This is a genomic window from Pseudomonas sp. WS 5078, assembly GCF_012985745.1.
Taxonomy (GTDB): Bacteria; Pseudomonadota; Gammaproteobacteria; order Pseudomonadales; family Pseudomonadaceae; genus Aquipseudomonas; species Aquipseudomonas lundensis_A.
In genome coordinates this window covers 1-24,042 of the sequence record NZ_JAAQWX010000013.1, presented here as the reverse complement: position 1 = coordinate 24,042, position 24,042 = coordinate 1, and the positions used below count along the sequence as shown (strand labels likewise).

19 protein-coding genes and 1 pseudogene are annotated in these 24,042 nt (G+C 58.0%); 9 read left to right on the top strand and 11 right to left on the bottom strand.

Features of this window, described 5'->3' with window-relative positions; all coding sequences use genetic code 11:
* Positions 1-21: 21 nt before the first annotated feature.
* Together HBN68_RS16830 and HBN68_RS16825 are read right to left on the bottom strand one after the other, a co-directional pair.
* Positions 22-933 (bottom strand): LysR family transcriptional regulator, encoded by a 912-nt coding sequence (locus HBN68_RS16830; protein WP_094995058.1) that lies wholly within the window; start codon positions 931-933, stop codon positions 22-24.
* Positions 934-1,001: 68 nt separating this feature from the next.
* Positions 1,002-1,586, bottom strand: a complete 585-nt coding sequence (locus tag HBN68_RS16825) for an NAD(P)H-dependent oxidoreductase (protein WP_094995059.1) — start codon at positions 1,584-1,586, stop codon at positions 1,002-1,004.
* A 197-nt stretch (positions 1,587-1,783) separates the two neighbouring features.
* Between HBN68_RS16825 and HBN68_RS16820 the strand changes: the two genes are divergently transcribed.
* On the top strand, positions 1,784-2,098 hold the full coding sequence (locus HBN68_RS16820; RefSeq protein ID WP_094995060.1) for a putative quinol monooxygenase: 315 nt from the start codon (positions 1,784-1,786) through the stop codon (positions 2,096-2,098).
* On the opposite strand, the gene HBN68_RS16815 is transcribed toward HBN68_RS16820, so the two are convergent.
* Positions 2,088-2,852 carry a sulfite exporter TauE/SafE family protein gene (locus HBN68_RS16815; protein ID WP_169965452.1) on the bottom strand — a complete coding sequence of 255 codons (765 nt, stop codon included), beginning with the start codon at positions 2,850-2,852 and terminating at the stop codon, positions 2,088-2,090. The genes HBN68_RS16820 and HBN68_RS16815 overlap by 11 nt on opposite strands.
* Before the next feature lie 143 nt (positions 2,853-2,995).
* On the opposite strand from HBN68_RS16815, the gene HBN68_RS16810 reads away from it, so the two are divergent.
* Positions 2,996-3,889 (top strand): LysR substrate-binding domain-containing protein, encoded by an 894-nt coding sequence (locus HBN68_RS16810; protein ID WP_169965454.1) that lies wholly within the window; start codon positions 2,996-2,998, stop codon positions 3,887-3,889.
* Positions 3,890-4,039: 150 nt separating this feature from the next.
* Entirely contained in the window at positions 4,040-5,443 is a 1,404-nt protein-coding gene (locus tag HBN68_RS16805; protein WP_169965456.1) for an amino acid permease, read from the top strand.
* 102 nt (positions 5,444-5,545) lie between these two features.
* Here the strand turns inward: HBN68_RS16805 and mmsB are convergent, their stop codons facing one another.
* The gene (mmsB, locus tag HBN68_RS16800) at positions 5,546-6,433 is read right to left on the bottom strand and encodes a 3-hydroxyisobutyrate dehydrogenase (RefSeq protein ID WP_094995064.1); all 888 of its coding nucleotides are present in this window, start codon (positions 6,431-6,433) and stop codon (positions 5,546-5,548) included.
* Positions 6,434-6,443: 10 nt separating this feature from the next.
* Positions 6,444-7,955 (bottom strand): CoA-acylating methylmalonate-semialdehyde dehydrogenase, encoded by a 1,512-nt coding sequence (locus HBN68_RS16795; RefSeq protein WP_169965458.1) that lies wholly within the window; start codon positions 7,953-7,955, stop codon positions 6,444-6,446.
* Between the two features lie 112 nt (positions 7,956-8,067).
* On the opposite strand from HBN68_RS16795, the gene HBN68_RS16790 reads away from it, so the two are divergent.
* From HBN68_RS16790 to HBN68_RS16770, 6 genes and pseudogenes are all read left to right on the top strand, one after another.
* Positions 8,068-9,015, top strand: a complete 948-nt coding sequence (locus HBN68_RS16790) for a LysR family transcriptional regulator (protein WP_094995066.1) — start codon at positions 8,068-8,070, stop codon at positions 9,013-9,015.
* Positions 9,016-9,229: 214 nt separating this feature from the next.
* Positions 9,230-10,579: an S-type pyocin domain-containing protein gene (locus tag HBN68_RS16785; protein WP_169965460.1), complete on the top strand. Its 1,350-nt coding sequence runs from the start codon at positions 9,230-9,232 to the stop codon at positions 10,577-10,579.
* Positions 10,579-10,830, top strand: a complete 252-nt coding sequence (locus HBN68_RS16780) for a bacteriocin immunity protein (protein ID WP_047278554.1) — start codon at positions 10,579-10,581, stop codon at positions 10,828-10,830. Before HBN68_RS16785 ends, HBN68_RS16780 begins: the two co-directional genes overlap by 1 nt.
* Before the next feature lie 186 nt (positions 10,831-11,016).
* The gene (locus tag HBN68_RS16775; RefSeq protein ID WP_346010215.1) at positions 11,017-11,463 is read left to right on the top strand and encodes an S-type pyocin domain-containing protein; all 447 of its coding nucleotides are present in this window, start codon (positions 11,017-11,019) and stop codon (positions 11,461-11,463) included.
* Positions 11,439-11,546, top strand: a pseudogene (locus tag HBN68_RS22430) (colicin); the annotation flags it as partial. The gene HBN68_RS16775 and the pseudogene HBN68_RS22430, both read left to right, overlap by 25 nt.
* A 7-nt stretch (positions 11,547-11,553) precedes the next feature.
* On the top strand, positions 11,554-11,808 hold the full coding sequence (locus HBN68_RS16770) for a bacteriocin immunity protein (RefSeq protein WP_047295510.1): 255 nt from the start codon (positions 11,554-11,556) through the stop codon (positions 11,806-11,808).
* A gap of 154 nt (positions 11,809-11,962) precedes the next feature.
* Here the strand turns inward: HBN68_RS16770 and HBN68_RS16765 are convergent, their stop codons facing one another.
* From HBN68_RS16765 to recC, 6 genes are all read right to left on the bottom strand, one after another.
* On the bottom strand, positions 11,963-12,466 hold the full coding sequence (locus HBN68_RS16765) for an OmpA family protein (protein ID WP_094995268.1): 504 nt from the start codon (positions 12,464-12,466) through the stop codon (positions 11,963-11,965).
* A gap of 6 nt (positions 12,467-12,472) precedes the next feature.
* Positions 12,473-13,744 (bottom strand): diguanylate cyclase, encoded by a 1,272-nt coding sequence (locus HBN68_RS16760; RefSeq protein WP_169965462.1) that lies wholly within the window; start codon positions 13,742-13,744, stop codon positions 12,473-12,475.
* Positions 13,741-14,316: a YfiR family protein gene (locus tag HBN68_RS16755; protein WP_094995266.1), complete on the bottom strand. Its 576-nt coding sequence runs from the start codon at positions 14,314-14,316 to the stop codon at positions 13,741-13,743. Before HBN68_RS16755 ends, HBN68_RS16760 begins: the two co-directional genes overlap by 4 nt.
* Before the next feature lie 146 nt (positions 14,317-14,462).
* The gene (recD, locus tag HBN68_RS16750) at positions 14,463-16,547 is read right to left on the bottom strand and encodes an exodeoxyribonuclease V subunit alpha (RefSeq protein ID WP_169965464.1); all 2,085 of its coding nucleotides are present in this window, start codon (positions 16,545-16,547) and stop codon (positions 14,463-14,465) included.
* A complete protein-coding gene (gene recB, locus HBN68_RS16745) occupies positions 16,544-20,236 on the bottom strand; it encodes an exodeoxyribonuclease V subunit beta (protein ID WP_169965466.1) in 3,693 nt (1,230 codons plus the stop codon). Before recB ends, recD begins: the two co-directional genes overlap by 4 nt.
* Positions 20,236-23,685 (bottom strand): exodeoxyribonuclease V subunit gamma, encoded by a 3,450-nt coding sequence (recC, locus tag HBN68_RS16740; RefSeq protein WP_169965468.1) that lies wholly within the window; start codon positions 23,683-23,685, stop codon positions 20,236-20,238. The genes recB and recC overlap by 1 nt, the downstream gene beginning before the upstream one ends.
* Positions 23,686-24,042 lie beyond the last annotated feature (357 nt).

Here is a 24,042-nt window from a genome sequence, read left to right as displayed (position 1 = left end):
AACAAAAGAAAAAACCAAGGCTTAATGAGGGAAGTGTGGGGCCGCGTAGCTCGCGAGTTTGGTCTGGATAAAATCCAAAAAACACTGAATTCGTAGTGCCAATTGCGAGTTGCGGTAGTACACGGCGTGAATTGGCTGACGATAACCGCTGTTGAATTCAGCCAGCACCACCTGTAACCGGCCGGTGGCGATGTCGTCGTAAGTCATAAAATGCGACAAACACGCAATGCCCTGCCCCTGTAACGCCAGATGCCGTACCGTTTCGCCGCTGGATGCGCTGATACTGGGCTCGATCGGCCAGCGGTCCCCCTGTGCATAACGCAGAGGCCATTGGTTCAGGCCATCGTTTTGGGTGAAGCCGATCAGGCTGTGACTGGCCAGCTCTGCGACCGAGTTCGGCAAGCCATGTGCGGCGATGTACGCCGGACTGGCAAGGATATTTAGCGGGCTGCACCCCAATGAGCGGGCGTGCAACGTGGAGTCGGCCAGCGTGCCGATGCGGATGGCGATATCGGTACTTTGCTCCAGCAGGTCAATGATCAGGTCGTTGCTGTTGAGCTCCAGCTGAATGTCGGGGTACAGCGCCCTAAACTCGGGGATGTAGGGCACGATGGCATGCAGCATGAACGGGGATGCAGCATTGATGCGCAGGCGACCGGACGGCGTGCGCTGGTGCGCGATCAGGCGCTCTTCGAGTTCGTCCATTTGTTCGAGAATCTGCTTGGCGCGCTCGAAGAAAAACTTGCCCTCCTCGGTCAAATCCATGCGCCGCGTGGTGCGGTTGATCAGTGTGGTTTCGAGCTTTGCCTCAAGCCGAGACAACGTGCGGCTGACCGCAGAAGGCGTCTGCCCGGCGTGCTCGGCAGCAGCAGAGATTGAGCCACACTCAATCACTGACACAAAGATTTGCAACTCATCAGATCTGGCTTTCACACACGTCCCTCATTGAATAGCCAGTCATGGTAGTCGCTGCCGGGCAGCGTGTGACTGCGAGCGTCTCGTTACCGAAGAAACACGTCGGTGAGGTGTTGCTCGTAGCGGGCAGCATCCACTTCAGGCTGCGGACGCTTCATCACGTCAACGCACAGGAATGTCGGCAAACCACTCATGCCCAAAAACTGATTGGCTTTGTGGAACGGAAAATACACCGCATCGACGCCTTTGCCTTCAAAGAAATCAGCCGGGTCGTCAAACGCTTGCTGCGGCGCGTTCCAGGTCAGCGACAACATGTATTTTTTGTCGTGGATCAGACCGCCGCTGCCATAGCGCTGTGACGCATCGGAGCGCGTGCGACCATCACTGGCGTACAGGCTGCCGTGGCCTTCGGTGAACACTTCGTCGATGTATTTTTTAACGATCCACGGCGCGCCCATCCACCAACCCGGCATTTGATAAATGATGACGTCGGCCCACAGAAACTTCTGCACTTCTTCGGCCACGTCGTAGCCTTCGTCGATGTGGGTGACGTTGACGTCAAAGCCATTACGGTCGAAAAAAGCCAGTGCGGTGTCGTGCATGGTCAGGTTGTAACGACCGTCCGAGTGCGCAAATTTTTTGGCACCGTTAAGCAAAAGTATTTTTTTCATCATCAGCCTCGTCAGGAATAAACCCTCGGCGCTGTGGAGCGGCGTTGGGCTAAGGGTTTAAAAGTGACCGGCACAGTAACGATTCCTTCCTTTAGGAAATACCCGTGCCGCGGCAAATTACATTTGCTCAATAGTCACAAATAGCCATTCCATTGTTGCCGTATTCTCTCGAAACCACCCATTTAGGAGTCGACGAGATGCGCCCATTGCACGGATTTATTCTTCACGCCTACACCAAACCCGAAAAAGCTGACGCCTTCGAAGCGCTGTTTCGCTCCTACGTGGCGCCAAGCCGTCTGGAGCCCGGCTGCATCGAGTACCACATGCTGCGCGACCAGCAGGACCCGACCCTGTTCATCTTTTATGAAATCTGGCAGTCCCGCGAACACTTGGCGGTGCATGAAAACCTGCCGCACATGAAGCAATTTTTCGACAACCGCATGGACTACCTTGCCCGCGACTTTGAAGTACGCCTGATCGACATGCTCAGCCCGTCTTCGGCTAACCGCTGATTAACAAGTGTGCCCCCAGCAGGGCCATGCCGACGAAAAAGACGCGTTTGAACAGCATGGCGCTGACGCGTTGACGCAAGGCTTGGCCCAGCCACATGCCGAGCATGGCAGGCAACAGCGCCAGCAGTGACGCGTTCAGTTCGTCGCCTCCAAGGCTGCCGCGCCCGTACAGCCCGGCAGCCATGGCCAATGTGGAGACACTGAAAGACAATCCCAAGGCCTGAACCAGTTGATGTTTGCCAAGACCCAAGGCCTGCAGGTACGGCACCGCGGGGATCACAAACACCCCGGTTGCTGACGTGATTACGCCCGTGAGCACGCCACACAGCGGGCCGAGCCACGGTTCGCGGGCCGGGGCCACTTGCAAGGCAGGCAAGAACAGCCCGCTCAAGGCGTACAGCAATAACGCTGCCCCCAACGCGCGCACCACCCCGCTGCCGCCGTCGATGCCGAGCCACAACATGCCGAATCCCGTGCCGCAAAAAATCCCCAATTGCATGGGCCATAACCGCCGGATCAACGCGCGCAACTGACCGCCAACAGCCAATTGCCAGGCATTGGTCACCATCGATGGGATGATCAACAGCGCCGCTGCCTGCGCCGGAGCAATAGCCAGCCCGAGCATGCCCATCGCCACCGTAGGCAAGCCCAGGCCGATCATGCCTTTGACCGTGCCTGCCAACAGAAACGTGAGCATCACCAGCAGTGACAAGGCCCAGCCCAAGGTTTGGTAAAACTCGATTAATGTCTTCATGCGCGTATGCTGGCGCACGGCCGACGGGCAGAAAATGCGCAATTACCATAGTCAGCCTATTGCTTGACAAGAGGCTGTTTCGCCTTACACCGTCCAAATATCGCCGCCCGAGGCTGCGGGCGCACCATAAGGAAAACACCACGATGCCTGTCGACCTGATCGATTTGCGCCTGTATTTGAACATCGTGCAGGCCGGCAATATCACAGCGGGCGCTCGCCTGAGTCATTTATCGCTGCCCGCCGCCAGTGCCCGCATCAGGGCCATGGAGGCTTCGCTGGGGGTCGAGTGCTTGCAGCGCAGCCGACGCGGTATCAGTCCGACGCCAGCGGGTCAGGCGTTGGCCCAGCATGCCCGGGCGCTGCTGCAACACGTCGAGCGCATGCGTCACGATCTGACCGAGTACGCGCAGGGGTTCAAAGGTCGTGTACGGCTGCTGTGCAATACCGCAGCCCTCACTGAATACCTGCCCGAGTTGCTGGCCGACTTTGTTCGCCAACACCCCGCCATCAGTGTCGACCAGCAGGAGTTGACCAGCTTGCGCATTACCCACGCACTGCGTCAGGACGCAGCCGATATCGGGATCATTTCCGATGCCGTCGACACGAGTGACCTACAAACCCGACCTTTCCGGCAGGACCCGCTCGTGTTGGTGGTCCCGCTTGACCATGCGCTGGCCGACCATCCCGCTCCGCGCTTCAACGACGCCTTGCACCATGATTTTGTCGGCCTTTCAGTCAACAGCGCGCTGGCGGTGTATCTGGAAGAACAAGCGCTGCACAGCGGCTTTCGCTTGCACACCCGGCTGCGCGCAGAAGGCTTTGACGGTGTGTTGCGCATGGTCGCCCGTGGCGCGGGACTGGGCATTGTGCCGCGCGCCACCATTGAGCGGTGGCAAGCACCGCGCACGTTCCGGATCGTCACGCTGAGTGAGCCATGGGCTGATCGCACACTGCTGCTGTGCGCGCGGTCGTTCGATCAACTGCCCGCTTATGCACAGGCACTGGTGGACGCGTTAGGCAACGTGGAGCCGGGATAGAACCTGTAGGAATTAGCCTAGAAGCACGCATGACTGTATGCCTGAATTTTCCCCGGGAGTAATATCGCGGACTTTACTGCGCGGATGGCCGGTACACGCCATGCCTGACGTGGATTCCAACACTGAAAACAACAACGAACAGGGCACCTGATGGCCGACCATAACGCTCCTCCCATCACACTCAAGCGCGGCCTGAAAAACCGCCACATCCAGCTGATTGCCCTGGGCGGCGCCATTGGCACGGGGCTGTTCCTCGGCTCGGCGGGCGTCCTCAAGTCTGCGGGGCCGTCGATGATCCTGGGCTATGCGATTGCCGGGTTCATCGCCTTTCTGATCATGCGCCAGTTGGGCGAGATGATCGTCGAAGAACCGGTGGCCGGGTCGTTCAGTCACTTTGCCCACAAATATTGGGGCGGCTATGCGGGCTTTCTGTCGGGCTGGAATTACTGGGTGCTGTACGTGCTGGTCGGTATGGCCGAGCTGACGGCGGTAGGCAAATACATACAGTTCTGGTGGCCCGAGGTACCGACGTGGGTCAGTGCCGTGGTGTTCTTTGTGCTGGTCAACCTGATCAACACCCTGAATGTGAAAGTGTTCGGGGAGATGGAGTTCTGGTTTGCCATTATCAAAGTGGTGGCGATTATCGGCATGATCGTGCTCGGCTGTTACCTGCTGATCACTGGCACCGGCGGGCCACAGGCGTCGTTCAGTAACCTGTGGAGCCACGGCGGGTTCTTCCCCAACGGCGGCACCGGGTTGTTGATGGCGATGGCGTTCATCATGTTCTCGTTCGGCGGACTGGAACTGGTGGGCATCACCGCTGCTGAGGCCAGCGAGCCGAAAAAAGTCATCCCTAAAGCGATCAACCAAGTGGTGTATCGCGTGCTGATTTTCTACGTTGGTGCCTTGACCGTGCTGCTGGCGCTGTACCCGTGGGATCAACTGCTGGTCACACTGGGCGCTTCTGGGGATGCCTACAGCGGCAGCCCGTTTGTGCAGATTTTCGCCCTGATTGGCAGCAACACGGCGGCGCAGATTCTTAACTTTGTGGTGCTGACGGCCGCGCTGTCGGTCTACAACAGCGGTGTTTACTGCAACAGCCGCATGCTCTTCGGCCTTGCCGAACAGGGCGACGCGCCCAAGGCGCTGATGAAACTGACCAAAAACGGCGTGCCGCTACGGGCGCTTGGCGTGTCAGCGCTGGTGACCATGCTGTGCGTGGTGGTGAACTACGTGGCGCCGCACAAGGCGCTGGAGCTGCTGTTTGCGCTGGTGGTTGCCTCGCTAATGATCAACTGGGCGCTGATCAGCCTCACGCACCTCAAATTCCGCAAAGCCATGGCGTCGCAAGGCGTGGTGCCGTCGTTCAAGGCGTTCTGGTCGCCATTGAGCAACCTCGTGTGCCTGGCCTTCATGGTGGTGATTGTGTCGGTGATCTGGATGATTCCCGACGTGCGTGCTTCGGTGTATGCCATCCCCGTGTGGCTGCTGATCATCTACGCTTTCTACCGGATACGCCTGCGCACCGGCCAGCCTTTGGCCACGCAGCGCTAGAGCAACGCCTGCAAAAACCCCCGGCACTCGCAGAGGACCGGGGGTTTTTATTGGCCGCAAAAAACCGGGATGTCCGCCCGACGCGGACTCCCGGAAAAGACCCTATTCGGGCTTGCGATAACTGTTGATGATGGCGGAAAAGTCCTTGCCGCCCTCGCCGCGCAAACTCATGGCCTGATACAGCTGCTGGGCCACTGCGCCGAGGACCACAGGCTGATGCGCCTGCCGCGCGGCTTCGGTGGCCAGGCCCAGATCCTTGAGCATCAGTTCGGCACCGAAACCGCCAGTGTAGCCGCGTGACGCCGGTGCCGTTTCCACGATACCCGGCCACGGGTTGTAGGTTTCAGAACTCCAGCAGCGCCCGGTCGAACTGTTGATAACGCCCGCCAGCACCTCGGTATCGATGCCCAACGCCGCGCCCAGCGCCATGGCTTCGCTAACCCCCACCATGGAAATACCCAGCAGCAAGTTGTTGCAGATTTTAGCCACTTGACCGGTGCCCACATCCCCGCAATGGACGATGTTGCGCCCCATCTGCGCGAGTACCGGGTGCAAGGTATCGAACAGCGCTTTCTGTGCACCGACCATGAAGGTCAGGGTGCCAGCCTGCGCGCCACCCGTACCCCCGGACACCGGGGCATCCGCCATGTGCACGCCCTGTTTGGCCGCGGCAGCGGCCACATCACGCGCGGTTTGCGGGTCGATGGTGCTGCAATCCACTGCCGGTACACCTTCGCCAATCCCTGCCAGCACGCCCTCTTCACCCAGCCAGACACTGCGCACGTGAGCCGCTGCGGGCAACATGGTAATCACCAGTTCCACACCCTGCGCCGCCTCTTTGGGCGATGCGCTGATGCGCCCGCCCTGGGCGGCGAGTTCCGAGAGGATGTCTTTATTCAGGTCGAACAGGTTCAACGAATGCCCGGCCTTGATCAGGTTGCGCGCCATTGGCGCGCCCATGTTGCCCAAGCCGATAAATGCGATTTTCATGACGCTGTCCTCAACGAAGATTGATGGTGGTATTGACGCCATCATTCACGCTGTCATCGTCGAACCAACGACTGGTGACGGTCTTGGTCTGGGTGTAGAACTGCACGACTTGTTTGCCATACGGGCCCAGATCGCCCAGTTTTGACCCCCGCGAGCCGGTGAAGCTGAAGAACGGAACCGGCACCGGAATCGGGATGTTGATGCCCACCTGACCGACGTCGATTTCACTCTGAAACTTGCGTGCGGCTGCCCCGCTTTGGGTAAACAGGCCCGTGCCGTTGCCGAAGGGGTTGGCGTTGACCAGCGCGATGGCCTGGTCAAGCGTATCGACCTCCAGTACCACCAACACAGGGCCAAATATTTCCTGGGTATAGATCTGCATGTCGGTGGTCACGCCCGAAAACAGGGTCGGGCCAATAAAGTTGCCTTGCTCGAAGCCCGGCACGCTGACGTTGCGCCCATCAAGTTCCAGCGTCGCGCCTTCCTTTATGCCGCTTTCAATCAGGCTCAGCACCCGCTCCTTCGCCCGCTTGGAAATCACCGGGCCGACGTCGGTGCCGGGCTCGCTGCCTGCGTTGACCTTGAGTTGTTGCGCCAACGCCTTGAGGTCAGGCAGCCACTGTTTGGCCGCGCCCACCAGCACCACCACTGACGTGGCCATGCAGCGCTGACCCGCCGCGCCGAAACTGGCACCGACCAGCGCATTCAGGGTTTGTTGACGGTTGGCGTCCGGCAGCACCACGGCGTGGTTCTTGGCGCCCATCATCGATTGCACGCGCTTGCCATGGCGCCCGGCCAGGTCATAAACGTGGGTGCCGACGGCGGTTGAGCCGACAAACGACACCGCTTTGATATCGGCATGGGTGCACAGCGCATCCACCACATCCTTGCCACCGTGAACCACGTTGAGCACACCCGGCGGCACGCCGGCCTCAAGCGCCAGCTCTACCAGCATCAAGGTCGACAGCGGGTCTTGTTCCGAAGGCTTCAGAACGAAGGTGTTACCGCAGGCGATGGCCATGGGGAACATCCACAGCGGAATCATGGCAGGGAAGTTGAAGGGCGTGATCCCTGCGCACACACCGATGGGTTGACGCAGGGTGTAGGTGTCGACGCCGCCCGCTACGTTTTCAGCGAATTCGCCCATTTGCAGCGTGCCGATGGAGCACGCGTGCTCGACCACTTCCAGGCCTCGAAAAATATCGCCCTCGGCGTCTGCAATGGTTTTGCCCTGCTCGGCACTGAGCACGGTGGCGATGCGTTTGGAGTGTTCACGGATCAACGCTTGCAGCTTGAGCATGATGCGCATGCGCGCACCGATCGGCGTCAGTTTCCAGGTCTGGAAGGCCCGCTGGGCAGCCTCGATGGCCGCGTTGACTTCATTGGCAGTTGCGAACGGGACTTTGGCCTGCACGTGCTGGGTGGCCGGGTTGACGATGTCGTGCCACTCCGTGCTCTGCGACTCGATCCACTCACCATCAATCAGCAAGCGGGCGTTTTGATACGGGGTAGAAGCCGTCATGGAAGTCTCCGAAATTATTGTTATGGGAGTGGCGACGGGTTGGTCGCGGGACTGTTTTTGGAGTATAGGTGTGCGTTCTTCTAATAAGAACGCACATAAAAGCCGGTCTAACATGCAAAAAAACATCACATCGTTGAGCGCACTGAACTGGGACGACCTGAAGTTTTTTCTTGAGGTAGCCCGTACCCGCAAAGCCAGCAGCGCGGCCAAACGGCTGGCGGTGGACTACACCACGGTATCGCGACGCATCAGTTCGCTGGAGACGGCACTCGGCACGTTGCTGTTTGAAAAGTCGCGCACTAACGGCTTCACCCTGACCAATGAGGGCCAACGCCTGTTGGGCTACGCGGAGTCAATCGAGAGCACGCTGCACATGGCCTGCGAGCAAGTGTCAGGGTCGGGCGTGGCGTTATCGGGGCATGTGCGAATGGGTTGCACAGAGGGCTTCGGCAGCTTTTTCATCACCCCGCAGCTCAGCCATTTTGTTGATGCCTACCCGGCCATTTCGGTCGATATCCTGCCGCTGCCGCACTTCATCAGCCTGTCCAAGCGCGAAGCCGACATCGTGATCGCTTTGGAGCGCCCCGAGCACGGGCCATATGTGTGTTGCAAATTGTGCGACTACCGGCTGCAACTCTATGCGACCCAGGACTACCTCGACGCTCACCCGCCGATCCGCCGACCGTCGGACTTAGCAGAGCATCCGTTTATCAGTTATGTCGACGACCTGGCGTTCAGTTCAGAGCTGTTGTACCTGGCGAATGTCCTGCCGGGGGCCAGCGCCAACCTGCGCAGCACCAGTGTGATCGCGCAATACGTCGCGGCGCAGCAAGGTCGATCAATGGCGATCCTGCCGTGCTTTTTGGCGGCTCAAGACCCGCGCCTGCTGCCGGTATTGCCGCAAGAGATCAACCTCACGCGGCAGTTCTGGATGTACTGCCGCGAGGATCTGCGCAAGTTGAAGCGGATCACCCTGTTGTGGGATTACATACGTGAGGTGACTGAGCTGAATGCGCCGTTGCTGCTCGGGGAAACGCGGGCGTTGAAGTTTGCCGATTAAGCATTTAACGGGGGTTAGCAAGCCACTTCCAACGACTTGTAACACGCCGACGTTTGCATTCCGCCCCACTCAAGGGTGCCTCCCCATTCAAGCATCCGCTGACGATTTTTTATAACTTTGAGAATTTTCCTACGGACAAGCCAAACATCTGTGAAGTAGCGTCCTGTCGCACTTAGGCGGCGAACACGGACCGTCAATTTGCGCAGGGAATGTTATGGCGGTTAAGAATATCTTCCCGAATACCCTGGGATGTAATGGGATAGATGGCAACAGGCGACATGCCGAGGCGACAGAGGCCGCACAGGCAGCTTGGGACAGAACACTGGCGGCGAATGCACGGAACGAGCGGGCAGCTGACGCACGTAGGCGTTCGATCAAGAAGCCGGATGAAGTGGCCTCACGCGGATGCGTCTTTGCCAAGAGTTGCACGCTGCCATACGGGACCATCAACTACATCAGTCCCGGCGGAGCCATCCCCACCGATCCGGTTAGCCAATATGGCGAGTTTGCCTTGCTGGGCGGCCGTGAAACGGATGCACAAGGAAACATTCCCCTTAAGAAAATCAGCGGCTCCGTACCCTCGTCACTGGGAACACTTCTCTTAGGAGGCGTTGCTACTGGCACCGCAGGCGGTGTGTCTTGTGGTGGTTTGTGTACGGCTGGTGCTGTGGCGTCCGGGACCACCATGGGTGTTGCTGCTGGTACTTTGACGGGCGTTGTTGCATTGCTGTGGCCATCCAGCTTGGGCGACAGCAGCCTATATACCGAAGAACAGCTCCAGACGCTTAAAGAGGGACGTACACGTGTTCGCCTGCACGTTGAGCAGCAGGCCGATGGCACCTTGAAAGGTTACGGGTACAACACCCAGAAGCGCCGCGACTGGGAAATGATTCCCGTGGTGCAGTTCGTTGCCCAAGGCTCCCGGCAAGTGGCTGACTTGGGCGATGGCGTAACCCTGATATGGACACCCGCCGCTGACCCGTCCAACACCTTAGGTATTCCAGCGTTAGAGGGCGCACCTCAAGCCCCACAAATCTGGATTTATCCGCCATCTGAGAAAGCGGATAGCATCATCGTCAACCCGATCTACCCGCCCGAGTACAAAGACTTCATCCTTGTGTTCCCGGCAGACTCGGGAGTGCAGCCGCTTTACATCGTGATGAACGTTCGTCGAAAGCCTGGCATTGTTACAGGCCAAGGGCAGGACGTAGTAGGAATATGGCTTGCAGGTGCTGGTGTAGGACTTGGTGTACCGGTTCCCTCACAAATCGCAGACCAACTGCGGGGACGGGAATTCAAGGACTTCGACACTTTCCGAAAAACCTTCTGGGAGCTTGTAGCCAAAGACCCAGAGCTAAGTCAGCAATTCAACGAACGCAACCTTAAAGGCATGTTAAATGGTCTGGCACCTGTCAGCCCGAGGGCTGGACATGCAGGAAAACGAATCGCATTCGAGCTGCACCATATCGAACTAATCAAGGATGGTGGTGCGGTATACGATACCGACAACATCAATGTCGTCACCCCTAGACGCCATATCGACATTCACAGGGGAGTTGAGTAATGGAATTGAAGAGCCAACTGGCTGACTACACCGAACAGGAATTCAAGTCGCTGATTCAGGCGATTGAAGACGCAACCACCGAGGACGAAAGGGGCGAGCTTGTCGATCACTTCAACAAGATTGTTCCCCATCCGGCAGGAAGCGACCTACTGTACTATCCAGAGGATGGCGAGGATGATTCAGCAGAAGGTGTAACACGCACCGTAGGCAACTATTGCCGTGCGAATAGTCTACCGGGCTTCAAGAACTGACAGAAAAAAGAAAAGCCCGCTCAATCGCGAGCTACAAACTCTAGGTTCTGAGCCTATCGAATGAAAAGTGAAACATCGTAGTAGCTGTCGAAGATTTTCGTGACGATCCAAGCCGCGAGGGTGCCGCCTGACCCATCCGACACCTTAGGTATTCCAGCGTTAGAGGGCGCACCTTAAGCCCCACAAATCTGGATTTATCCGCCATCTGAGAAAGCGGATAGCATCATCGTCAACCCGATCTACCCGCCCGAGTACAAAGACTTCATCCTTGTGTTCCCGGCAGACTCTGGCATTCAGCCGCTGTACATCGTAATGAATGTCCGGCTTGACCCCGGTACCGTTACAGGACAGGGGAAAGATGTGACGGGTATCTGGCTCGCCGGGGCTACCTCTGGACTTGGCGCCCCGATACCAACAGAGATTGCCGATCAACTACGGGGCAAAAGCTTCGCTAGCTTTGACAGCTTCACGCGGGCGCTCTGGAAGGCTGTCGCAGGTACTGGATTAGTGGAGCAATTCACAGACAATAGCGTTGACCGAATGCGAGAAGGCAAGGCAAGGCACCAAAGGCAGGTTACAGAGACCGTGCAGGAAAACGTAGTTCCTTCGAACTCCACCACACAGACGAAGTAGCCAAGGGCGGTAAAGTTTACGATGTCGATAACCTGAACGTCGTCACGCCGAAGCACCACATCGACATCCACAGGAACGGATAACACGACAATGAAGAAAGATATCACCGACTTTACCGAAGACGAATTCATCGCATTCATGCACAAGATTCTGGCTGAAAACGTAGCACCAACGGATGATGTATTAGACGTGCTCCTAGAGGAGTTCTGCGAGATCACTGGTCATCCAGATGGCACCGACCTTATCTACTATCCTGAAGCTGACTCCAGCGGATCAGCAGAGGATGTGACACGCGTCGTGAAGAAATGGCGCGCGGCTCAAGGACTGCCGGGATTTAAAGAGTAATCAATGGAGCGTGAAAGAAAATGTGGAGCTTCGCCCTGACTTAATGCCACCGGTGCTGGATGCCCCTTGGTTTCTCGACTGACGAAATACGCTGAAGAAATTGATTGCGGACATCACGAACAAACTCGGAGTCAGGTGGCGCCCTGAAATCGGATCAGTCCGCGATGACCACTATCGCGACCCGACGGTTTTCAGTACGTCCGGCGCGGGTTTTATTGGACGCTACGGGTTCACGGCTGCCGAGGCCTCGCACCTGGATATTTTCCGGGCGCATGCCCACCTGGACCAGCACGTTGACCACACTGTTGGCGCGACGCACTGAGAGTTGTTCGTTGTAGGCTTCTTGACCCGAGGCGTCCGTGTGGCCGTCTACCCGCACGCGCTGAATATCCACAGCAAGCAGCGCTTTGCCGATACGTTCAACGATTTCCTGGCTTTGCGCGTTGAGCACTTCAAGGTCGCTGCCAAACAGGACCTTGCCCGACAAACCAAACGCCCAGCCTTCCTCCGTCAGTTCAAAGCCCTGTTGTTTGAGCACGGCGATTTGCGCCGGGGTCAGACCTTTTTGCGGCGCCGTCTGGCAACCGGTCAGCGCCAGCATTGCGAGCAATAGGCCGAAGCCGAAAAACTGAATGTAACGCTGAGTAAACGCACGCATGGGGTGTTAGCTCCTGAGGGTGACGGTGGACGCAAGTGGCTCGTTTTGCGCAAGGTGTTGTCCGCCCCGGTCCAGACGCTTGGCCCGGTACATCGCCGTATCGGCGGCACTGAGCAGCGAGTCCGGGGTGGCGCCATGTTCGGGGTAAACCGCAATGCCGATACTGAGCGAGGTCACAACGCGCACCTGATCGGGCAGGTCGATAGGTTCCAGCATGCTGGCAATGATCTTGTCAGCAATGCGTTGCGCATCTTCAGGTGTGTGCAGCGGGGTCAGCAAAATCGCGAATTCATCTCCCCCAAGGCGCGCCACCAGGTCGTCTTCACGCAGTTGGGCACGAATGCGTGAGGCGACGGCGACCAGCACGGCATCACCTGCTGCATGACCATAGGTGTCATTGATGCCTTTGAAACGATCGCTGTCGAGGAACAGCACGGCCGCTTTTTCGTCGACTTTCTTTAGTTTGCGCACAGTGCGCGCCAGACGTGCCTCGAAATAGGCGCGATTGGGCAGGTCAGTCAAAGAGTCGTGGCTGGCCTGATGGGCAAGGGTTTCATTCTCGTTTTTCAGGTGGGTTTGCCATGACTCCAGCTCGTCGAGCAGAGCATTGAAGTCGTTGCCCAGATTATTCAGTTCCTCAATGCTGGCTTCAGGCACTCGCTGATCAAAGGCCCTTTCTCGACGCGCTGCGTGGGCGACATGGGCTAACTGGCGAAGTGGCCCGGTAATGCCATTGAGCAAGCGTCGCGACAAAAACAACGCACTCCAGGCGCTGAGGATGGTGCACACCAGAATACCGAGCAGGCCGCTGAGCAAGAAGCGCAGCATGTTGGCGCCGTGGCCGCTGAGGGTGACGGTGCCGACTTCGCGCCCCTGGTGCAGGATGGGCAAGGTAACGGGTTGCGCCAGCAGGCTGTTGGCCAGCAGCATTTCGACTTTGGACAGCAGGTCAGTTTCGGGACGTTGCCACTGCGCCAGTAATTCGCCATCAGCCGTAAACACCTTGGCGTCGGCCACGGCTTCGGTCGACGCGATCAGCGCCAACGCTTCGGTGGCTGCTGCGCTGTCCTCGAAAACCACCGCAGCCTCTACGGTGTAATTGATGGAGCGGCCGATGAGGTGCAAGTTGTGGTCCGCGTAAACCTTTAACGCAATCACCCCCAAAATGGTCAGCGACACGCTGGCCATCGTCACGGCCACCAGCGCCAGCCCCAAATGCCCACGGCTCAGCACCGAGCCCAGGCTGCGACGGTGCTGGGTCTTTTTCGGCGCACTCATGGCTGCGCAGCCCGTCGACGCGACAATTGCAACACACTGGGGTGAATGCGCACGCCGCTACGGGCCACGGAGTCGAGGTTGACCTCAAAAGCCACTTGTTCATCGCCCACGCGCAAACAGAACAAGGTGCCTACGGTGCAACGATCATCACGTTCACTGATGCTCAACACCGGCTGGCCATTGAGCCGTTGGAACAGATTGCTGCGCTCCTCGTCCGTGAGTTTTCCCAAATACAGTGCGTTGCAGTCGCTGACGATGGCGGGGTTACTCGCCAGCAAGCGCTGGACCTGCACAGGCCGCCCCGTGGATTGGGTCGCGCCCTTGAGCAAGTCATCGGTGTATTCGGTCGGGCCGACCACGCACAGGCGCAGCTCGGCTGGCTCAACGGGCCAGCGCGCATAGCTGAGGATGCCGAGAACGACTTGTGTTACAGCTTTGGCACGCTGGTCAGCCAGACTGATCGGCGTTTCAGGTTGGGCAAAGCAGGGAGTGCTCATCAGAAACAGGCAAAGTGGGAGCCAGAATTGCCACCCTCTGCCACGCTGCTCTGAAGATGAGGCAGCCACGTCCATGCAGGAATACTCTGTGAACTTTGTAGGAATGATGCCGCAACGATAGCACAGGCAATGTAGCGTCTGTGATACACGTCACGTTTCACCCACTGCCCCACCGCAGCCCTTTACTCACGCCGTCAGTCTATACAAGGCACACGCTTGCGTTATCCCAGCCCTAACATCAACCCACTGAGGCGCTTCACTTTGCGCAACACCGCGCCCTCGAAAACGCCCGCACGTGGCTCGACCAAGCTGAACCAGTGTTTCGCCCGCGTGATGCCTGTGTAAATCAGCTCTTTGGTCAACACCGGGTTGAGCGCCTCCGGGAGCACCAGCGCCGTGTGAGAAAACTCCGACCCCTGGGACTTATGCACAGTCATGGCATACACCGTTTCCACGTCATTCAGACGACTGGGCAATACAAAGCGGATGCCGCCCTGCCCGTCGTTACGCGCAAAAGCCACGCGCAGCACGTGCCGCTCGGTGTGGCCGTCGCGCTCCGGGAGTTTCAGGGCGATGCCAATGTCCCCGTTCATCAACCCAAGGCCGTAGTCGTTGCGGGTCATCAGAACTGGTCGGCCTTCGTACCAGTGCTGATCGCTTTCAATCAGTTTTCGGGCATATAGCGCGCGGGTGATGCGCTCGTTCAATCCCTCAACGCCCCAAGGTCCTTTTCGTACCGCGCAGAGCACTTGAAACGCCTCAAAAGCAGCCAAAACGTCGCCCGCCCACGCTGCCCAGCAAGGGTCTTCGAGCGGCGCGCCGGAGGCAGGGCGTTGGTCGCGCAATACCTCCAGATAATGACGATAGCCTTTAGCCTCACTCCCTCGCCCTTCCAGCACCAGACGCTCGAAGTGCTTGTCCTGCTCTCCCTTGAGCGCCAGCGCTGACAGGTCGGCGTAAGCGCCTGAAGACAAAAGCGCACGGGCCTCCTGTGCACACTGCTGATTGACCAAGCGCGAAAGCTGCCCGATTCCGCTGCCCTCACCGAACCGCCGTGAATGACGCAGCATTACCACTTGTTGGGCCAACGGATGCGAGCCATCCAGGTCCTGCTGCAAACCACTGCCGGCCAAATTCTCGCCGCTGACATGCTCCAGCCATGCGCGGGTTTGCGGGGTGTACCAACCGGCTTCGGCATCGCGACACAAATCCCCGAGCACAGCACCCGCCTCTACCGAGGCCAATTGATCCTTGTCGCCTAGCAGTACCAATCGCGCATGGTCAGGGAGCGCATCCAGAACGTTGGCCATCATTTCCAGGTCAATCATGGAGGCTTCGTCGACCACCAGTACGTCCAGCGGCAGACGATTGCCCGCGTGATGACGGAAGTGTCGCGTTCCGGGACGGCTGCCGAGCAGTCGGTGAACAGTGGTCACATCACTGGGGATTTTTTGCCGGAGGACGTCATCCACTTCCAGTGATTTGACCTGCAGGCTGATGGATTCCGTCAATCGCGCCGCCGCTTTCCCCGTGGGTGCGGCGAGGCGGATACGCAAAGGCGCACCGGCTTCCACGGCGGGAGCCTGTAGCAGGGCCAACAAACGTACAACGGTGGTGGTTTTGCCGGTACCGGGGCCGCCAGTGACGATGCTGAACGCGCTTCGGGTCGCCAGCGCACACGCCAACTTTTGCCAGTCAATCAGCGCATTCGCCTGTGGGCTGCCGAATAAAGCACTTAAGCGCGCAGGCAAGTCGTCAGGCGTAACTTCGGACAAGGTCAGACGTTGACGCAACGCGTTGTCGATACGTCGCTCATACGCCCAATAACGCCGCAAGTACAAGCGGTGCTCGCTTAACACTAATGGTCGGCTGGCAGCATCCGCCGAGTCACATCCTGCGTATTCGACCAGTGGGCTGGTTTGTAACGCCATGCACCAGGCTTCGCCCTTCAGCGCCTCAAGCAACTGCGAAGGCAACAGCATTGCACCGGTCTGCACATCCCCCTCGGGCGGCAAGGACAACGCGAAGTCAGGCGCCTGAAGGGTTTCGAACAGGTCCAGACAGACGTGGCCGTGCCCAAGTTGATGACTGGTCAATGCAGCGGCCAATAACACCAGCGGATCGCCGTGCGGTGCGCGCTCATGCAGAAAAGCGACAAACGCTTTATCCAGCGCCCGCAGCCAGCCCCGTTCGACCCAGCGGTCCAGCAGCAGCAATAAATCCTCAGCGTGGGTTAATGGCTGAAGGAGCGCGAGGCTCTCTGCCGTCAATGGCTTCGGCAACAGGTCGGCAAACGAACGACTCATAACAACACTCCCTGTTCCCATGCGGGTTCAACCGCAGTGGGCGGTGCCTTGCCCTGGAACATCACGTCCAGGCTTTCAATCAGATATCTGGGCGGCCGGGTGAAAAAAACGCCCTGACTTTGAGAACGTGTACCACGTAAAAACAGATATAACGCCCCACCCATGTGCCGGTCGTAGTCGTAGTCCGCCAAGCGCGCCTTGAGTTGGCGGTGCAGGGCCAACAGGTAAAGCACGTATTGCAGGTCGTAGCGGTTGTCCAGAATGGAGGCGGTCATGGCCGAGTCGGTGTAGGCCGAGTCGTCAGGTCCTAGCCAGTTGGATTTGTAATCGACCACGTAATAGCGCCCTGCGTGTTCGAATGTCAGGTCGATAAACCCCTTGAACATCCCGTTAAGCACGCTCGGCTCCGCCGCGGCCCGCGCAGCCCCGCCGTGGGTGTGTTGACGCACCCATTGATCCAGCTGCAACACATCGACCTTATGACTGGCGAACCAGAATTCCATTTCAATCTGATATTGAGTCAACTCGCTCAAGACGACAGCCGGCTGACCATTATTCAGCCGCAACGGTTCATCTTGCAGGTGCACCAGCCACTCGCCGAGGGTATCGATCCAGCCTTCCCAACCTCGCCGATTGCAACGGCGTGCGACTGCATCTTCGACCATTGAAGGCTGGGCCTTAAAACCCTCACCGCCAGCCCATTCGAGCAAGCCGTGCAAGAACGTCCCCGGATTCGGCCCACGAGGAAAACGGTGAATATCTCCACCACTGAGTAACACGTCACGCGGAGCGTCAGGATCCAGCCGCTCGTCATCCGAAAGCTTTTGTGCCAAAGCACTTTCCGGCGCTTCGGCTGGGCTCAGGCTGTCACCAATGCGCAATGCGCTGTAGGACGCAATCCACCAGTTTTCAGATGCGCGGCGTGCAGGGATCCGCGGTTTAAGCAGCGTCGCCTGATTGAGTGGCGGGAAAAACTGCGCTTCGCTGGTGGCCGGTACGGGCGCGTAGTCAATCGCCGCACAATCGTGTTGCAGATCCGCCAGCCAACGTTCCAAGTCTGGTGATTCGGTAAGTAACCCGCCGCCACCGAGCAAATACCCCAAAGCCGAAGCATGCAACACCGAGCGATTGTTGTTACCGCGCTTGAGATCGGCTACGCCGAGCCAGCAAGCATGCCGCGCACGCGTCAACGCGACATAGAGCAAGCGCAGGTCTTCGGCCAGGCGCTCATCGTCGGCCCGGGCGATCAACTCGGGCGTGGGTTTGAGGCTGACGTGCGCGTGCCCCTCAGCGTCGTGGAAATGTAAGGGCAAACGGCTGCCATCCACAGGCTTGGTCGAGCAAATAAAAGGCAGGAACACCAGTGGGTATTCCAAACCCTTGGATTTGTGAATGGTCACTACTTTGACCAGTTGTTCATCGCTCTCAAGGCGCAGGATTTGCTCTTCTCCGGTCTGTCCGGACAACGCAAGGTGCTCACTCAGGTGCCGGATCAACGCTTGCTCGCCATCCAGTTCTGCCGAGGCTTGCTGAAGCAATTCCGACAAGTGCAGCAGGTTGGTCAGAACGCGTTCACCGTCTGTGCGCGCCATCAACGCCTGAGGCAATTTGAAGTCGTGCAGCAAACGGCGCAGCATGGCCAACACCCCTTGTTTGCGCCAGATTTCACGGTAACCACGGAATTGCATCACGCGTGATTCCCACGCCAATTCGTCCTGATTCAGCCGCTCTAACTCAATCAGCGGCAAGTCCAGAGTGATGCAGGCAAGCGCTGCGCGCAGAGGACGTTCGACGTCAGGTTCGGCACACGCTTTGAGCCATGCCAATATGTCATGAGCTTCCTGGGCCGCGTACACCGAATCCTTGTCGGAGAGGTAAACACTTCGTACCCCTCGTGCTGACAATTCACCACGAACCGCCTGAGCTTCCTTACCGTCGCGCACCAATATGGCAATGTCGGCCGGCAGTACGCCGCGCAGCTCCTCACCCTCTCTGGCAAAACCGCAGCGACCTTGTTGCCCTCCATTGAGCAACTCCACAATCTGACCTGCGCAGACAGCCGCCATTTGCTGTCGATACACCGCCCCTGAAATAGGTTGTTCAGATGGCAACAACCACAGGTTCATCGCCGTGACGGGTTGACCTTGCTGGAGCAACACCTCTTTACGGCCCTGGGATTTAACCGAGACAAAAGGCACAGGGTTTTCATCCCCATCACGAAACAGAAATGCCCCACGTCCTGCGTCCCGCTGTTCCGCTCGCTCGAAAACATGGTTTACCGCGTTGACCATGGCATGGCTGGAGCGGAAGTTGGTGCCCAGCGTATGCAAGCGCCCGCGCGTGGCATGGCGGGCACGTAAATAGGTGTAAATATCTGCACCGCGGAACGCGTAGATCGCTTGTTTCGGGTCACCGATCAGGAACAGGCCGGTCTCCGGGCTGTTGGCCTCGATCCGGTAAATGGTTTCAAAAATGCGATATTGCACCGGGTCGGTGTCTTGGAATTCGTCAATCAGCGCGACCGGGAATTGCTCACGAATCAGGATGGCCAGACGCTCCCCGCCCTGCGCCTGCAAGGCTGTGTCGAGGCGAATGAGCATGTCATCAAACCCCATCTCGGCACGTCGGCGCTTTTCTTCTTCAAAACGCTCGCTCACCCAACGCGCTGCATGCTCCAGCACTGCCGCATCAGGACTTGGCAACGCATCCAGAGCAGCCTTGAGCTCGCCCATGGCTTCAAGGGCTGGATGCCGGGGCGGCTCACCCTTTTTCCAGGCTTCAGCCATCCCTTCAGGGGTCAGCCGTGTGAACCCTGTACCGAGATCCAGTTGCTCCAATGACACGTCTGACGCCCAAGCGGAAAGTTTCTCGAACCAGGGTTCAAAGTAACGCGCCTGCATTTTCCGACCGTCGACGGTTTTATCGGCCACACCCTGCAGGCAAATATCGCGCAATTCTTGGGCCCATTGCAGCCACGGTGCTTTTAACTCGGTTAACACCTGACGCCGCTCGAGCAGGCACGCCTCAATTATTTCGGATGGCGTTTGATCGGGGTTTTCTGCGGGCCGCGAATTGCCAAACAAGGCCCGTACCCGTGGCAACAGGGCTGCCGGACCGCTCCAATTTGCGCGCACCCAATTGAGCGGATCGCCCTGCATCGGGTAGCAAAACAGTCGCCAATAATCACGCAGCACCTCGCCCAGCAAGTCGCTGTGGTCGGTCTCAAGGGTTTGGGTGAACAGGCTGCCGCTGTCAAACGCGTGCTCGCGCAGCATGCGCTGGCACCAACTATGAATAGTTGATACGGCCGCTTCATCCATCCACTGCGCGGCGATGTCCAACCGCCCCGCGCAACCTGCCCACTGTTCAGGTTCGAACTCTTCGCGCAATTGTGCGACCAGTGCATCGGGTGCTTCGGTTTCTTCGCGAAAGAAGCGCGCTGCTTCAGCAAGACGCGTACGAATACGGTCGCGTAATTCCTTGGTCGCCGCATCGGTAAAAGTGACCACGAGGATTTGCGGTGGCAGCAGTTCTCGGCCAAAGCCGGTTTCCTGAGCACCGTGGCCGAGAATCAGACGCAGGTACAGCGCAGAGATGGTGAAAGTTTTGCCTGTGCCTGCGCTGGCTTCAATCAGTTGACTGCCGCGTAACGGGAAAGCCAGTGCCAAAGGGCGGTCGAGTTCATTCATTAGCGGGTCTCCTCGCCGGTCAAGGAGCGCCAAGGCGCGTCGAACAACGGCCGGTAAAGCGCATCGCACCACTCTTCAAATTCTTCTGCGGCCATCAAGGCTGCGTAGTCCGGAAACTGCCGGACCAGCGCAGCGCTTTCACGCCGCTCACCTTCGCTGGTCTGGCCGTCGCCTTCATAGGTTTTTTGGGCGGCGGCTGCGGCTTTGGCAGGATCGTTTTGGCCCAGCCACGCGAAGGCTGTTTTAACCGCGACCGGTAGCGGGCGGCTCATGCCTGCCTGCCAAGCCATCAGCACGTTGCCAAGGATCTCGGCGGCCTGCTTCGCATCAAGGGGCTCAAGCATCAAGGTGTCATCGCTTGCTACCAATGCGGTAGACATCTTTAAACCCGCAGCACAGGCCACCAAGTGATTAATCCACGGGCGCGTCAAGCGATGCCATTTGCGGGTTTTAACTGCGCCAATACTATTAGGAATTGTCGTAATGGAGAGTAAGCCGTTGTCACTGCGCTGATGCAGGCTGGCCAACCAGCCTTCAAGCACCAGGCCATATTCTTCAAACCTGACTGGCACAGCGCTGTTAAGAGGTGTTGGCCACAAACTCAACAGCTGCTGATAACGCTGCAACACGTCAGGCAACGGTTCGATCAGCTCTTGCTGCAGTGATTCGCCAAATCCGGCCATGGGCAATAAGCCACTGCCTTGCAACCGGGTTGCGCGAGCGTGCAGCGCTTTTTCGAGTTGATCTGGTTGTGCGAGCGCGGCCTCAAGCAAACTGTCACTTAGGGTGTAACGTTCCAATGCATCGAGAACAAAGGGCTCCTCGTCAGCCAATGGCACTTCAGCGGCCTCAAAGAAAACCTTCAAACGCTGGCTGAAGAAGTGCCGCACAGGGTTACGCAAAAAGTCTTGCATCTGAGTCAGATTGATCGGTTCTTCTTGTACATGCGCCGACAATCGGATGGGCTCGGGCACTTCGCTTTGCGGCTCATGAAGCTGCTGCCACTCACGGGCATAGCTGAACAGTTTGGGGTCGCCTTGATGAAAATAGCGGGTGCTGAAGGGCTGAAGCGGATGCTCCTGGGTCAGGGCTGCCAGCAAATCCTCACCTTCAGGGAGCTTCCAGCCGCTGGCAAGGTGATCACGCAATTGGCCAATCAACACGCACGCGGGACGCTCACTGTTATCCCGGATACTGCGTCCTACCCAACTGATATAGAGTTGATCGCGGGCAGAAAGTAATGCTTCGAGCAGTAGGTACCGGTCATCTTCCCGGCGAGAGCGGTCTCCCGGGCGGTAATCGCTGCCCATCAAGTCAAAATCCAGCGGCGGTTGCGCGCGCGGGTAGTCGCCATCGTTCATGCCCAACAAACAGACGAGTTTGAATGGGATGGCCCGCATTGGCATCAAGGTGCAGAAGTTGACTGCCCCGGCCAGGAAGCGCTGAGAAAGTTTGCCTTGGTCGAGTCCGGTCAGCCAGGCTTCACGCACGACGGTCAGGGGTAACGCATCTTGCAGCCCGACCAGTTCGCAGGTCTCCAGCCAGCCTTCGCGCAGCGCTTCAAGCTGGGCCAACAGGTAGTCGTCGTGATCGGTTTCGGCCTTGAAAAACAGCTGCATTAACGCTTGTAGGCGTTCGCCCCATTGATGCGGCATAGCCGGTTGCGACAGTTCCTGATGTGCAATCTCAAGCGCATCCAACAGGGCCACCAGCGGGCCAATCAAGACCGCATCCAGCCCCCCGATTTCGTCATAGGGTTCAATGCCGTCGCAACCTTCACCGCTGCCCACTGCATACCCCAGCAGCATGCGGCGCAGACCAAAACGCCAACTGTTTTGTTCAAGGTGCGGCGGCAAGCCAAGACCTGCGCGCTGTTCGGCATTCAATCCCCAGCGAATACCCGCCCCTTCAATCCATCGGTGCAAGGTGGGCAAATCGCGTTCTTGTACGTTGAAACGCGCGCGCAAGGCGGGTACGTCAAGCAGGTCAAGAATCTCGCTGACCGGAAACCGGCTGTCCGGCAGTTTTAGCAAATGCTCGACCGCGATCAACAGCGGATCACGCCCACGCTGGCCTTGGTCAGCCAGGGTGAACGGGATGAAGCGACGGTCATCGCGATCGACTTGCCCGAAGACGGCGCGAATATGAGGGGCGTAACTGTCAACATCCGGGACCATCACAATCACATCACGTGGATGGAGATCAGGGTTTTCGCTAAAACGTGCAAGCAGTTGATCGTGGAGGATTTCAACTTCTCGCTGAGCACTGTGCGCAATGTGGAAACGGATGGATTGGTCTTTTTCCAAATCCACTGCAGGCCAACACTCACGGGTTTCGCTTAACGGGCGAAGCTCAAGGATGTCGTCCTGCAATTGGTTGAGCAGGTTAAGCGGGGCGACTTCACTGAACAGATCGATGCGGCCATCGCGGAACGCAGATCGGTAGCTGTTGGGATCATCAAAGCTGTCGAGCAGGTTGATGTAGTCGCGGCCCTGTTTGCCCCACGCTGCCAATAGCGGGTGGGCGTGTTGATGCAGGATGTCTACGTCCAACGCGGTAGGCATTCCGGCTTTACGCGCTTGGCGTTTGTACTGATGCCGCAGCAGATCTTTGTCGGCAACGATGTCAGACCAATGATGGCGACAAGGGTTATGTACACACAGCAACACCTGACTGAAGCGCGCAAGGCCTGCCAGCGCTTCCAGGGCTTGCGCCGGAAGTGAAGAAATGCCAAACACAATAACCCTGGCAGGAAGACCTGGTGGCGCTTGTTCGAGACTGTGTATCTTTTCAATGAAGCGCTGATGAACACCGGCACGGCTTTGAGCCATACCCTCTTGCCCGACATCCAGTAGCAAGGCGCGCCATAGCTCTGCTTGCCAACAATTGGCGGTGCTCAAGGGCAGCGTTTCGCCTCGCGCATTTCGTAATTGATGGCGCCCGGCTGCCCAATCTTCCAGCCAGTCAGCGCGATACACCTGATATTGGTCGAACAGGTCTGCCAGGCGTTCTGACAGTTGATAGCGTTTACGCAAATCGGTGTCATGCGTCAAAAAACGCTGCAGAGGTTCGAAATGGGGTTGGTCGATGAGTGCGGGTAACAGGCGCATCAGTCGCCAGGTCAGTGGCGCTTTATCGAGCAACGATTTGGCAGGGATCTCCTCGCTGCCTAGCACCAGTCGATACAACTGCCACAGAAAGGTCCCAGGCAGTTGAACATCTATCGCGGCCGCAATGCCGCAGCCGCCCAAATCATCAGCCTGTGCATCTTCGGCCAAAGCCAGCTTCAACCACTGAGCGATGCCATTGCTTTGGACAAGAGCAATTTCGTTCTCTAAAGGAGCCAAAGGATACATGCGCATCCAACTGACGACCAAGCTGCGCAGCTCATCAAGACGGTTACCGTGAACCACCATAAAACCCGCATTGAGGGACGTAGCAACCGGCATGACGGCATCCTTAGAGGAAGGCAAAAACCAAAGGCGAACCTTACCATTGCGCAGGGACGTCAGTGCAAGGTGCAAAGTGGCCGTCATGGCGTTGTTGCACTAACTGAACAACCGTACCTTTGAGCGTGTGTAGGGGATGAGCTTTGTTAATTGCATAGACGCTGAAATGCGTGCGGGGACGGGGTAAGGAGTGTCCAGCGTAGAGATGGCGTGCACGCTCTTTTTCAGCCACAAAAACAAAATCCCTGTCTGCGTGAGCAGACAGGGATTCTGGAATTTAATCTTGACGATGACCTACTCTCACATGGGGAAACCCCACACTACCATCGGCGATGCATCGTTTCACTGCTGAGTTCG